The sequence below is a fragment of the Hungatella sp. genome, assembly GCF_046966825.1.
Genome location: NZ_JBKVCZ010000020.1, coordinates 59,457 through 72,371, shown reverse-complemented (window position 1 = coordinate 72,371; position 12,915 = coordinate 59,457). Strand labels below are relative to the sequence as shown.

The 12,915-nt window shown below is 50.1% G+C and carries 19 protein-coding genes; all 19 read left to right on the top strand.

The genetic code is table 11. The features are described from left to right. Positions 1–517: ATPase, T2SS/T4P/T4SS family (locus ACLTD4_RS09005; protein ID WP_412331246.1), on the top strand; the 517-nt coding region annotated here is incomplete at its 5' end. Further along, positions 518–1,450, top strand: coding sequence for a type II secretion system F family protein (locus tag ACLTD4_RS09000; protein WP_412313695.1), 933 nt, complete (start codon positions 518–520; stop codon positions 1,448–1,450). It abuts the gene before it with no gap. After that, complete coding sequence (locus ACLTD4_RS08995; RefSeq protein ID WP_412313696.1) at positions 1,447–2,325, top strand: hypothetical protein; 879 nt, start codon at positions 1,447–1,449, stop codon at positions 2,323–2,325. Before ACLTD4_RS09000 ends, ACLTD4_RS08995 begins: the two co-directional genes overlap by 4 nt. Before the next feature lie 90 nt (positions 2,326–2,415). Further along, positions 2,416–2,637: a DUF6133 family protein gene (locus ACLTD4_RS08990; RefSeq protein WP_117622540.1), complete on the top strand. Its 222-nt coding sequence runs from the start codon at positions 2,416–2,418 to the stop codon at positions 2,635–2,637. Positions 2,638–2,726: 89 nt separating this feature from the next. Further along, positions 2,727–3,065, top strand: a complete 339-nt coding sequence (locus ACLTD4_RS08985; protein WP_412313697.1) for a hypothetical protein — start codon at positions 2,727–2,729, stop codon at positions 3,063–3,065. Positions 3,066–3,135: 70 nt separating this feature from the next. Continuing rightward, on the top strand, positions 3,136–3,546 hold the full coding sequence (locus ACLTD4_RS08980; protein ID WP_412313698.1) for a zinc-finger-containing protein: 411 nt from the start codon (positions 3,136–3,138) through the stop codon (positions 3,544–3,546). Positions 3,547–3,561: 15 nt separating this feature from the next. Continuing rightward, positions 3,562–4,137 (top strand): sigma-70 family RNA polymerase sigma factor, encoded by a 576-nt coding sequence (locus tag ACLTD4_RS08975; RefSeq protein WP_117622537.1) that lies wholly within the window; start codon positions 3,562–3,564, stop codon positions 4,135–4,137. Positions 4,138–4,195: 58 nt separating this feature from the next. Next, on the top strand, positions 4,196–4,891 hold the full coding sequence (locus ACLTD4_RS08970) for a hypothetical protein (protein ID WP_412313699.1): 696 nt from the start codon (positions 4,196–4,198) through the stop codon (positions 4,889–4,891). A 1-nt stretch (position 4,892) separates the two neighbouring features. Then, on the top strand, positions 4,893–5,363 hold the full coding sequence (locus ACLTD4_RS08965; protein ID WP_412313700.1) for a hypothetical protein: 471 nt from the start codon (positions 4,893–4,895) through the stop codon (positions 5,361–5,363). Positions 5,364–5,409: 46 nt separating this feature from the next. Beyond that, positions 5,410–5,757 carry a hypothetical protein gene (locus ACLTD4_RS08960; protein WP_412313701.1) on the top strand — a complete coding sequence of 116 codons (348 nt, stop codon included), beginning with the start codon at positions 5,410–5,412 and terminating at the stop codon, positions 5,755–5,757. 95 nt (positions 5,758–5,852) lie between these two features. Then, a complete protein-coding gene (locus tag ACLTD4_RS08955) occupies positions 5,853–6,452 on the top strand; it encodes a type IV toxin-antitoxin system AbiEi family antitoxin domain-containing protein (protein ID WP_412313702.1) in 600 nt (199 codons plus the stop codon). Continuing rightward, positions 6,449–7,288: a nucleotidyl transferase AbiEii/AbiGii toxin family protein gene (locus tag ACLTD4_RS08950; protein ID WP_117622534.1), complete on the top strand. Its 840-nt coding sequence runs from the start codon at positions 6,449–6,451 to the stop codon at positions 7,286–7,288. The genes ACLTD4_RS08955 and ACLTD4_RS08950 overlap by 4 nt, the downstream gene beginning before the upstream one ends. 281 nt (positions 7,289–7,569) lie before the next feature. Beyond that, on the top strand, positions 7,570–7,995 hold the full coding sequence (locus ACLTD4_RS08945) for a single-stranded DNA-binding protein (RefSeq protein ID WP_117622533.1): 426 nt from the start codon (positions 7,570–7,572) through the stop codon (positions 7,993–7,995). Between the two features lie 122 nt (positions 7,996–8,117). After that, positions 8,118–8,933, top strand: coding sequence for a hypothetical protein (locus ACLTD4_RS08940; protein ID WP_412313703.1), 816 nt, complete (start codon positions 8,118–8,120; stop codon positions 8,931–8,933). A 33-nt stretch (positions 8,934–8,966) separates the two neighbouring features. Then, entirely contained in the window at positions 8,967–10,037 is a 1,071-nt protein-coding gene (locus tag ACLTD4_RS08935; protein WP_412313704.1) for a DUF932 domain-containing protein, read from the top strand. Between the two features lie 187 nt (positions 10,038–10,224). Further along, a complete protein-coding gene (locus ACLTD4_RS08930; protein ID WP_412331245.1) occupies positions 10,225–10,893 on the top strand; it encodes a hypothetical protein in 669 nt (222 codons plus the stop codon). 91 nt (positions 10,894–10,984) lie between these two features. Next, positions 10,985–11,524: a sigma-70 family RNA polymerase sigma factor gene (locus tag ACLTD4_RS08925; protein WP_412313706.1), complete on the top strand. Its 540-nt coding sequence runs from the start codon at positions 10,985–10,987 to the stop codon at positions 11,522–11,524. A 35-nt stretch (positions 11,525–11,559) separates the two neighbouring features. Next, entirely contained in the window at positions 11,560–11,805 is a 246-nt protein-coding gene (locus ACLTD4_RS08920) for a hypothetical protein (RefSeq protein ID WP_412313707.1), read from the top strand. Positions 11,806–12,026: 221 nt separating this feature from the next. Beyond that, positions 12,027–12,914 carry a hypothetical protein gene (locus ACLTD4_RS08915; protein ID WP_412313708.1) on the top strand — a complete coding sequence of 296 codons (888 nt, stop codon included), beginning with the start codon at positions 12,027–12,029 and terminating at the stop codon, positions 12,912–12,914. Position 12,915 lies beyond the last annotated feature (1 nt).

Genomic DNA, 12,915 nt, shown 5'->3' with positions numbered 1-12,915 from the left:
GAACATCAACCAGGATTTTCTTCTGGAACGCGTTCTGCGAAAGCACCCGGACGTAATCGGCGTGGGGGAAATGCGGTCTGCCGCCGAGAGCCTGTCGGCGGCGGAAAGCTCACGGACCGGCCACACGGTCTGCACTACAATACATTCCAACTCCTGCAACAGCACATACCGGCGCATGATGACCCTTGCAAAGCGGAAATACAGCATGGACGATTCTGTGCTCATGCAGATCATGGTGGAAGCCTATCCTGTGGTTGTCTTTACAAAACAGCTTGAGGACCGTTCCCGGAAGATTATGGAAATTATCGAGGGAGAGGACTATCAGGACGGGAAGCTGCTCTACCGTTCTCTTTATAAATATGAGGTGGTGGACAATGTAACCCGGGAAGACGGGGAAACCCGCGTGGTGGGACATCACAGGAAAATAAACGCCATTTCCGACAGTCTGAAAAAGCGGCTGCTGGATAACGGAATTTCACATAAAGAACTGGCTGAATTCACGGAGGAGGTGAATTAATTGCAGTGGATTTATATTATTTGCTTTGCCCTTATCAGCGCCGGTCTCCTGGCGCTGTTTGGGGTCCGTCCCGGAGATTTTATGGATGCTGTATTCTTATCCCGGCGCCGGGCGGCTACGTTAAGTGATGAACTGAATGTACTCCTGGGCACTCCGGCTAAGGGCTTTTTTAACCAGGACTACGAAATCAAACGGATTTTAAAAGATACGGGCAGGACCGACCGCTTTGAAGCCCTTAAAAGGCTGACCCTGATCCTGTTCGCGGTGGGCGCGGTGCTGGCGCTACTGATTGGCAACGTATACATGGTTCCCATTATGGGAATCGGCTTCTCCCTGCTGCCGGTGTGGTATCTGCACAGCACGTCTGCCAGTTATAAAAAGCATTTAAACGAGGAACTGGAAACAGCAATTTCCATCATCACGACCTCGTACCTGCGCACGGAGGATATCATCCGGTCTGTACAGGAAAACCTGCCCTATATCAATGAACCGGTGAGAGCTAACTTCGAGGCATTTGTCTGCGAGGCCAGATTGATTAACGCAAACACTACCAGCGCTATTAACAGCTTGAAAATGAAGATTCCCAACCGGGTATTCCATGAATGGTGCAATATTTTAATCCAGTGTCAGTCCGACCGCTCCATGAAAAACACGCTGCCTACCATCGCCCAAAAGTTCAGTGATGTCCGTATCGTACAGTCGGAGCTGGAAGCCATGATGCAGGGACCGCGGCGCGAGGCAGTCACTATGATGTTTCTGGTAATTGCCAATATACCTCTGTTGTATTTCCTCAATAAGGACTGGTTTCACACCCTGATCTTTACAACCCCGGGTAAGATTGCCCTTGCCATCTGCGCGGCAATTATCCTGTTTGCCCTGACACAGATTATGAAGCTAAGCAAACCGATTGAATATGGAGGTGACGGCGCATGACACTGTTAGCACTTATGGCTATTATACTGTTTGGTTTTGCTGTCTATCATCTGACCTGTGCGTTTGCGGACGTCCCCACCGGAAAAACCTCCCGCACAATGCTGATGGTCCGGAAACAGCAGGGCGTGAAGGGTGAGCGGCTGGCCGAAGTCTATCTGACAAAAATCGCAGGGCTGCTGGCCCCCTTTTTGAAGCTTGACAGGCTGAAGCGCAATAAGCTGCAATCGGCCCTCACCATAGCCGGGCTGGAGCTGACGCCGGAGGTCTATACCGCAAAAGCCTGGGTAACCGCCGGCGCGGCAGGTCTTTGCTCGTTCCCTGTGGCTTTTGTGATGCCGCTTATGGCGCCGCTTTTAATTGGGCTGGCCGTGGCGCTCTGGTTCTCCACCTATTATGCGGCCTTTGATTATGTCAGGAAGCGGCAAAAGCTCATAGAAGCGGAGATTCCCCGCTTTGCCCTGACGATTGGGCAAAATCTGGAGAATGACCGTGATGTGCTGAAAATCCTGACTTCCTACCGCCGTGTGGCAGGCAGGGATTTCGGATTAGAATTGGACCAGACTATCGCGGACATGATGACCTCCAACTATGAAAACGCGCTGCTGCACTTTGAGACCAGAATCGGAAGTCCTATGCTCTCGGATATTATCAGAGGTCTGGTGGGCGTGCTGCGCGGTGATGACCAGCGCATGTACTTCAAGATGATCTGCTTCGATATGAGGCAGATTGAGCAAAACAATCTGAAAAAGGAAGCTGCCAAACGTCCTAAGAAGATTCAGCGGTATTCCATGATGATGCTCATATGTATTATGATTATCTATCTTGTTGTCCTTTGTACGGAGGTTTTAAGCTCCCTCGGCGCATTTTTCGGATAACCGGAGGTTTCCGGCGCTTTGGGACAAACAATTTAACAGAGTAAAGAATCACACCACATAACAATACAATAAAATTCAGGAGGTATTACCATGAAAAGAATGATTTTAAAATTAAACAGAACCGCAACCCGTCTTATATTAAACACCCGCGCCGCGCTTTCCAACCAGCGCGGTGATTTTTATATCAGCGATGCTGTGAAGATTATCATAGCCGTGGTGCTGGGCGCTCTCCTGCTGGCGGCTCTGACCTTGATTTTCAACGACACGGTGATTCCCAGAATCACAAGGGAGATTGAGGCATTATTCGGATAACGATACATTGGGGGTCAGCGCAAAAAATTGGCGCTGACCCCCTTTTTTAATTTTACTTTTCGCAATGTGCGGTAATGGAGGTGAAGGCATTGAATCAAAACCATTGTAAGTTTTATTCCTTTATGCGGGCAACCAGAGGCAACTGGAGAAATACACTGTATGTCATGTGCGGCTGTACTCCCTGCCCCTATGGACAAGACCCGCTATGTGAAGGCTTTCTCATGGCTGCGGACGCGGACGGGAGCCTGATCATAATGCCTGTGGAAATCGTCAGGCAGTTTACCGGCGAGTCGATAGAACCGTCAGAGTGCCGGGGCACGTTAGTGAGAAAGACCTTTGAGGCCGTTTTCTCCCGGTATATCGAATGGCATACGCTCTCGGATTCCAGCTGTCCGCTCCTGCAGCTTTACCAGGAGGCAGGCCGCTGACGTCCGGCCTAAAACTGTCCTGATAAACGTAATCCCGCCGTAAACGGCGAGTAATCAGGAGGTAATCGTTATGAAGCGGAAGCAACGAATCAGATGCCCCTATTGCGGGGCCTACGCCACTTGCCGGCCAGCCAGCGTTGTATATGGCAGATCCGGTAAAACAAAAAATTCATACCTGTATATCTGTTCCAGATGGCCGGCCTGTGATTCCTATGTCGGCACCCACAAAAAGGACCGAAGCCCTCTGGGAACGCCGGCTAATAAGGAGCTGCGCCGCAAGCGGATTCTGGCCCACCAGTCTCTGGACGCCCTGCAGCGGCAATGCCATATGGAAAAGTGGGAAGCCTATGTCTGGCTGCAGGCAAAGCTGGGACTTAGCGAGAAGGATACCCATATCGGCATGTTCTCGGAGTATATGTGTGACAGGACCATCAATCTCTGCAATCAGGCGCTGGAAACTTCCCGGACCCGGGCAGCGTGAAGGGAGGCGGCGTTCATGAGAAAAGAAACCGTTCTGACAGATGAACAGCGGTGTCTGGTAGCAGACCATATGTCCGTTGTCCATTGGGTAATTATATCCAATATCCATGTCAACGAGAGAATCTATGGCTTTAATTATGATGACTTATTCCAGGAAGGCTGTATCTGGCTGTGCCGGGCCGCGGTCTCCTACGACGCGTCATTATCCCAGTTTCCCACCTATGCCAAAAAAGTGGTTCAAAACGGGCTGTTCTCCTACTGCCGGGGAATGTGTGAAAAACAGCGTCACTTCAGCCGTCTGGAGTTTGGGGAACACGGGGAGCTGCTTGCCGATGGCTCGGTGGTACATCAGGTTGATAAATTCAGAGCGCATATCTCCATGATGGAGACGCTTTCGCTGCTGGAGTCCAGAAAGCAGGATTACAGCGGAATCGCGCGGTTAGGAATCGAGGCTCTGGAATTGAAAATCAAAGGCAATCGTATTAAAGAAATTGCACAGATGTATGGTGTTCCGCCCTCTCATGTGGGAGCCTGGATCTCCCGGTCTGTGGAGAAACTGCGGAAAGACCAGGAATTTTTGGACTGCATCTGATAGCCTGTTGAAAATCCCGTGTTTAAACCGTAAGGAACAGATAAAGGAGGTATTCACTATGACACTAAGAACATTATTTACCGCCGTGGGCCGTCTGGAAAAAAGAACCGGCGGCCCGGGGAAGTCCTATCCGGTTATTGTGCTGGGCGGAAAGGATTACATGGTTGACTTACAGGAAATGCTGGTCTGGACCAGCCTGAACTGGCGGATTATCAAAAGGGAAGAAATCGGGGAGCTTTACGGGAAGGCTGTTCTGGATTACAGCTTTACGTCAGACCGTACATGGAGTGACTGCGTGGACCGTCTGCTGATCCGGGGCCTGCTAATCTCCGGAAGCGGCGAGACTGATTATGACGCTTTATACGACCTGTTGAGCGCCATGTATATCATTCCGGCTACAGGCAGCTTTCCTCTCCGGCTATTTTCCTTTTTAAAGCTGATACTGATAAAAGATGTGCCTGTCTCCATGGCGCGCAGGCTTCTTCGCGGAGACAGGCGGACCCCCCAGGAAATGCAGGTCATGCGCCTTGCGGGTCAGACGCTGATGTCTACGGCGGAAATCATCAAATGTATGGAAAAGGGGATTCGCAGGCTGCCCAATGAGGAAAGCGTTCTGGACAAGCTCTATGATGACCGGGACACCACCAGCGACAATATCGCCTATCTGGTCAAATCCAGCGCCAGCAGCAAGCCGGTAATCCTGGCAATCGCAAACCTGTACCTGCGTCAGCAAATTATTTTTGAAAGGATGTAACATGATGGAACAATGGAATCGCTGTCCCTATGTGTTGAAAAGAAGAATGTGCCTGACTCTTTTGGCCGGACTTTCCAGCGTGCTTGTCAGCCTTGTGGTTTACATGGTTTCCGCCGACTCCGTGCTTCTCGCCATGGGCGGCGTTATATTCATCTGCTGCCTGTTCCGCTGCGTCTCCCTGTGGCATATTATCCGTGGGGAGACATATGCGGCCGTGTCAGGAACCTGTACCTCTGTCACCCTGTCGCCGCTCCGAAGATACAGGCGGATTTGTGTTACCGATCTGTCTGGCAAAGAGCACACCCTGCTTTTAAGCGGTCAGGCCGCCGTACAGACCGGGGCTCAATACCGCTTTTATTTTCAAAGGGAACACCGCCCGGTCCTTGGAAATGACTATCTGGATACCGTGCTGTCAACCAACGCGTTTCTCGGATATGAAAAATTATCGGAAGACAATGCAGAAAAAGAATAGGCTTCGTCCTATTTCCTGTATAGATACCAATGAAAGGAGGGTTCTCTTGTATAAGCCGCATACCTATCAGCAGGCTCTGGGACTTCCAGATGACCTTTACCGGCATTTTTTGACTTATCCGCCCTTAGATGATGACGCGGTCCGCAGGCTCGTGTCCAAAGGCTTGGTAACGGAAAAAGAGTTTTGTGATATCCGGCTCTGGTATCGCAACGGACATGTTATGACCTGCTGGCTGGGGCCGCTGGGACTTGACGGAACCGGAAACATTTACGGACTAACCTTCAGATACAGAAAACCGGAGGAACGGAAGTATGAATTTTACCTGTTGGACGATTATTACCGCTTTATGAATCACATAAACTCGGAAGAATCGGGGGACACTATCAAAAATTAAAAAAAGAAGGCAAAACGGGCAGTCTGCTCTTTACATTCATACTTTAATAATTTATAATCTAAAGCATGAATGTAAAACGACGGGAGGTGCCGGGAATGGACGATATCTGGTTAAAAATAAAAGAACTTGCGGCAGACGGCGGTGGGTTTGTGTCCACAAAGCAGGTGGAACAGTTAGGAATCCACCGCACCGCGCTGAAAAAATATGTGGACGATAACCGCCTGGCGCGTATCCGCAAGGGTCTGTACACGCTTTGCGGGGAACTGACCGACGAATATATCGTGCTCCAGAGGAGAAGCACAAAAGCCATATTTTCTTATGGAACCGCGCTTTTCTTCTGGGGACTGTCCGACCGGACGCCGCATTTTATTGATATGACGGTTCCCCAGGGCACAAATGTGTCCGCCTTGAAAAAGGATTATCCACAGGTGCGTTTTCACTATGCCGGAAAAGCCGTATACGATATCGGCATAACAGAAACCACCTCGCCCCAGGGCGGCCTGATCCGCCTGTATGACAGGGAGCGCTGTCTCTGCGATTTGATTCAGAACAAAAAGGATATGGATATGCAGCTTTATACCCAGGCCGTCAAGGATTATTTCAGCGCCGGGGCAAATTGCCGCAGGCTGTTAAAGTACGGAAAAACATTTGGAATTGAAGAAAAAATCAGAACATATATGGAGGTACTGTCATGAAGACACCGGAACAATTAAAAGGCGCAATCCGCAATATTGCAGCGCAGAAAAACCTGCGCCCCCAGGAGGTACTGCAGATGTTTTTATTTGAGCGAATCCTGGAGCGCCTGGCAGTCTCGCGCTACCGGAATAATTTCATATTAAAAGGCGGCCTGTTGATTTCTTCCATGATCGGCATTGACGAGCGCACTACCATCGACATGGATACGACAGTCCGTGGAATCCCCATGGAGGAGACGGAAATCACCTCTGTAATCCTGGAAATCCTGTCCCTCGATGTAGATGACGGCATTACATTTGCGTTCCGAAGGATTGAACCAATCCGGGAGGACGACGCTTACCGCAACTTCCGGGTACATATTGAAGCCCGGTACGGGAAAATTAACAGCCCCATGAAGATTGATATAACCACCGGAGATGAAATCACCCCTGCGGCGATCCAATATGACTACCCTTTCCTGTTTGAGCAAAAGACAGTGCCGGTTATGGCCTACACATTGGAGACTATCCTGGCGGAAAAATATGAGACTATCCTGCGCCGGAATATCGGAACCACACGGGCAAGGGATTTTTATGATTTACATACCCTGTATCGGGAGCGAAACGAAGAAATCCGAGCCGACGTACTGCGCCTGGCCGTGGCCCACACAGCCAGAAAGCGCGGCTCTGCCGCGGAACTGGCAGACTGGAAGGAAATTGTGCAGGATATCCGGGAGGAGCCGACGTTAACGTCACTCTGGAATAACTATGCCGCGGAGAATCCCTATATTGGAAAGCTGCAATTTTCAGAAGTGGTGGACACCGTGGAATGTGTCGGCAGGCTGTTGCAGGAATAGAATACCGTATGTTGTAGGAGGCCCAAAGATTTTATACTATATATTGATTACTATATCTTGACACATACTATATATAGTGTTATACTTGCAATGTAAATGATTTTTGTGCGTCTCCCTGCGGGGAATATGGACCTTGCTCCATATAGCGGCAGAAGCCCGCATTGCACACGTTGTCAAGTTTGTAATCAAGTGTCAGTGGTATTACCGCGCCATTCTACGGCCGGTCTTGTCTGCTGGCACTTTTTATATAGATATAAAAGCCTTTGGCAGAAAGGAGTGTTATGGCACAAGTTTTCGTATTTGGCTGTGTGACTGCGGATTTGCAGTTAAAGCAGAGCCAGAAACAGACCCCTTACGTCTGTTTTGACCTTGCCGAGCATATCGGCTATGGCAATGGACAGAGGACGGTTTACTATCAGGTCTGGGCGTGGGGAGAAGATGCTCTGCGGCTCATACGCCTGAAAATCAAGAAGGGCAGCATGATCTGGCTCACCGGCTCCCAGGAGCTGGTGGACTGCACCAGCCAAAACGGCGATGTCAAGACAAAGCGTCTGAAGGTTTTCCTGGACAACTGCGGCTTTTTGCCCAGTTGGCAGCCAAAGCCCCCGGACGTGAGTTTACCGGACGGACAGGTTACAGCAGCCTGCGCCAACAGCTTTCCACCCCTGGAAGTATTGGACGGTGAACGCGAGGCCCTGCCGGAGTGATTGTAACTCCGACCCATTGAGAGGAACCACATTAAGTTTTTCAGAATGAAACTGAAAGCTTAGTGCGGTTCCTCTTTTTTTGTTTCCAGAGAAAATTGCAAAGAGAGAGGATGAATGAATCAATGAAAAATGACAAAGCCCTGTGGGGCAGCATCAGTATTCTTGTGGGAGCTGTAATCGCTATTCTGGCCCTGGTAAGAGGCAGCCTGCAGACATGGCTTCTGTTAGGTGTATTTTCTATATGGGGCTTATGGATTGTGGCAATTCTTCTGCTCCCCTATATGCGTCAGGCAAAGAAACGCCAGCAGCGCAAATACCGGCTGAAACGGCTTTATGCGGAAGGTATTTACAGTTCTGCTCCCAAGGTGCCGGAAAAGACCGATGGGGCGCCGGTGGAACACCTTCTGCTCTGCCACGTAAACCACCGCATTTCCAGCTACCTGCGGACCGCTTATCCGGACGTAACCTGGTCCTGGTGTGAAAAGGAACCGGAACGGCTTGCCGTGTATGGTGGAATTGGGCGTATCCGTGTTTTTGGCGTTCCCGATTTCGACCATGCGGACGTAACTGTGGATCAGCAGGCTAATATCGACTGCAGCATGGTGAAGATTGTTCCCCTGTCCCATATTGGAGCCATACCGGACGAAGAGAGCAAAACGCCGCCCAACCGTCAGCCGGTGGACCCGCAAATCTGGTATGAGGTGCAGGGACGCGGAGTTCTTGAGGCGCTCATGGCCGACTTAAACTCGCGCGGACATAACAGGCTGACCCTTCAGGAAGATGGCAATATCTGTATCCTCCAGGATGGGGAGGAGGTGGCGCAGGAACATCTGTCCGGCTTTCCGGAAAAGACATACTGGCCCCGGCTGGTTAAAGTGTTTGAGCGCAATGGTCTGGCGGCGGAGATAACCGAAAAGAGCATTGTAGTCACCTGGTAACCCTGGTCTGCGAAAAAGGAGTGAATGTTACAGATGAAAGAAGGTATTTCCCTACAGGAAATGGCGGCTGAAATAACCCGGCAGAACCAGCTTAAAGAGGATTACCTGGTGGACACCAGAAGCCTCAAGCTGGAACCCAGCGGCGGCCAGCTATACCTGCATATGTACGACAATGATGTGGAAGCGCTGGAACCCTTTGAGGTCAATTCCATCGCCCACCGGCAGGTAGGCAGCTACTTAAAAATACCCGCCGATTACTATGACCGTATGCGGACCGATTACCCCGAGCTTCTGGCCGAGAATGTCAATTCCTGGTTTAACCGGGAACCGGCTAAGAGAATGCTCCGGACAATCGGCGGCACGGCGCGCGCTTTTTTAAGCAACCGTTACCGGCGCATTGATAACATGGAGATTGCCAAGGTGGTTCTTCCCCTCATCGGTCAGATGGAGGGCGCCCACTTTGAAAGCTGTCAGATTACAGAGAGCAGAATGTATATGAAAATTGTCAACACGCGGCTGGAAGCGGAGGTTGTCCCCGGCGATATCGTCCAGGCCGGATTGATTATCTCAAACAGCGAGGTCGGACAGGGTTCCGTGAATATACAGCCTCTTGTTTACCGGTTGGTGTGTAAAAACGGAATGGTTGTCAATGACGCCAGAACCCGCCAGTACCATACGGGCAGAATCAATACGCTAGAAGAGAACTTTCAGTTGTATTCCGAGGAAACTCTGGCCGCGGAAGATCATGCTTTTGTAAAAAAGATTGAGGATACGGTAAAAGCCGCCGTGGAGGAGGCCCGTTTCTCCCAGGTCATTGACATTATGCGGGGCGCTACCGCCGCCAAAATGAATACGGTGGACGTTCCCGAAATTGTCAGGCTGACAAGCCGGGACTTCCATATTACCGAAGATGAAAGCGCCGGCGTTCTTCAGCATTTGATTGAGGGCAACGATTTGACCCTCTATGGGCTGTCCAACGCCGTCACCCGGCACAGCCAGAATGTGGAAAGCTATGACAGAGCCACAGCGCTGGAGAGTATCGGCTATAAGATTTTAACCATGCCGCCAAGACAGTGGAACAAAATTAACCAGATGGCCGCCTAAAAGCGGCTGCAAAAGGAGGAAAACGATATGTATAACCAGAATACGACTGCTTTAATGGAAAACGAAAAATTTGTACTGCCAGCCATGGTAGAAAGTGAGTTCAGCTCTGAAGAACTGGCAGAGGATATGGACGGTCTGCAGATGAGCTTTCAGCGGGTTAAAATCCCGGCTGGCGGCACCATTCGGTTTGAACTTCCGTCCGACGATCCGAAAACCCGACTATGCGAAAACCGCTGGTCGGCGTCGTTCTTCACAATCACGCACCTGCGCCTACTGGCCGGAGGGAAGCGAGTACGACGATAACACCGCCCCGCTCTGTTCGTCTGTGGACGGCAAGCAGGGAATCGGCGACCCGGGAGGCGCCTGCGCGGCCTGCGCCTTAAACCGTTTCGGCACAGACCCAAACGGGAAAGGGAAGGCGTGCAAGAATATGCGTATTCTCTACCTGCTTCGCAGCGGCGAATATATGCCGATTCAGCTAACCCTTCCGCCCACCAGTATCAGTCCGTTCCGTGAGTTTTTAAACCAGTCCTTTGCAATCCGCCGCCGGGCAACCTTTGGCAGCGTGGTACAGATTGGTCTTAAAAAGATGAACAACGGCACAAATGATTACAGTGTCGCTACCTTCCGCCGCCTGTATGATTTCACCGGCGAGGAGCTGGCACAGATACGCGCTTATGCCGACAGCTTTAAAGAACAGGTTAAGGGAATCCAGCAGCAGCGCGCCGCCGCTACCGAGGAGCTGCGCGATGATGGCTGTGATTACCTTGCGGCAGACACACTGTCCGGCGAAACAGGCGCTAATTTTATCATTACGCCTGCCATTGACGGGGAACGGGAAGCCTTACCCGCTTAAAGGTTCATGAGCTGCGTTATAACGTCTAATAAGTCAACAAGGGACATCTCCGGTTTTTGACCGGGGGTGTCTTTCTTTTTTAGGAGGGATTATGAAGATTGAAATACCATTAACAGATGAACAGAAGGATTTTGCCGCGGAAAATCACGGTCTTGTTTATGCTTTTCTGAATGCTCATGATTTAGATGAAAATGAATTCTATGATGTGGTGATATTTGGCTACCTTCGGGCAGTCCGGCGCTATCTCACGGAAGGCAGTCTCAAAAAATATAAATTCGGCACCATTGCATGGAATTGTATGCGGGTTGATCTGCTTAATCATTACAAAGCCAACCGCAGCCAGAAACGCAATGCCGAGGTGGTAAGTATCCATGTGAGCTTATCCCCCGACGGCCCGCCTCTGGAACACAGTATTCCATCTCGAAATGATTTGATGGAGCACCTGGAAGCTAAACTTCTGCTGCATGATCTGGCCGGACGAATCTCCAGGCAGCAGCTTGATATGGTGTGGTTAAAATCCAATGGCTATGGCGTCAGGGAGATTGCCCGCAGCCATAAGACCAGCATGAAGCAGGTCCAGAAGCTGTTGGAAGATGTACGCGGTACACTAATGGATTTATGCTATGAATAATCAAATGCCCAAAAGCAGACTGGAGGTCAGAACGAATGAAAAAAAACAAAAAAGAGATTGTTTTGAGCGGACGCCTTCTGCGCCCTCTCACAGTGGGACAGAGCGCCTTTTTCTATGCCTGCGGACAGATTTGCCATACCCTGCCCGTGGTATCTATTCATGAACAGACAGAGGATTTTGTGTGTTTTGAAACGGCAAAAGCAGAGTATCATCTGTCACTGTCCCCTTTTCCAAGGGCAGCCAGCGCCATGCTTCCTGTGAACCTGGCAATGGCGGCGTAAAGAACAGTCACTGACAGACCGGGAACGGCAGCCAGACCGGTTCCCTGACGTTTCAGCCGTGGCAGATTGAATCTTCCACGGCTTTTCTCTTTTCTGTACTTCCGGTACTACAATTACAATCTGCAAAGACCATTTCTGCCACAGTACGAAAAGAACCACCGTCTGCTGGTGTCAGAGCTTTACAGGATTTTGCAGAGCAACCGACCATAAGGAGGTTCCGATTGGATATTTTAACAAAGTTTGAGGCTGTCACAGTAAAAGCAGAGATCCGGCTGGCAGAGACTGACCGGCTCTTCTGTGAAGCCCACGAGAAGGCTTACCGCACCGCCCTGGCCTGTTTTCAGGAAATGGAATACATATGGGAGGATATCTGCGGGAGGCAAAAAGAGATACTTTCGGAGGTGGATTCCCATGCGCCCTATTTGTCTACCAGCGGCGGATTGGATATTTCCGCCACACAGATTAGTGAGCACATGATGAAGCTGCATTCCCGTTTTATCGCTAATCTTGTTACTCATTTTAACAGATATTATCATGTCTCTATTGATGAACATACGATTGAACAAAAACTGCTTCCACAGAATCCCTCTGGTCCACAAAGGACGGCGGCAGCAGAGGAACAATACGAAAAAGACATGTTAGCTCTGTCCCTCAATTATGAGGATATTGTTAACCTTATCTTTGAACAGATGGATGGCCGTGGCTTTTATGAACAGGCTCTCTACGAATTAAAGGACAAATGCCATAATGCCGCATGGAGCTATCTAAATAAAACAGCAGAATTTGAAATTAAGAAATGCGTTCTGCGTTTCACAAGCGGCTGCTGTTATCGAAACTGGTTCAGCAGCGGAGAATGGGAACTTTATGGCAGTTTAAAAGAGATCCTTAAAGGAATCGCACATTTTGAGACGGGGCATTTTTCACTTTATCCCCATGGCTTCGACAGTCTTTTAGGCTACCGTCATTCTGGCTCTGAAACCGTTGAATTTTCAACCTGCAGCAAAGTCAGCCAGCTTAAACTGTTTAAAAACGGACGGGTGGATATTAAATTTGCCAGTGAAGCCTATGCCCGGCAATTTGCAGACGATTACCTGGGCCGTGTCTGTTAAG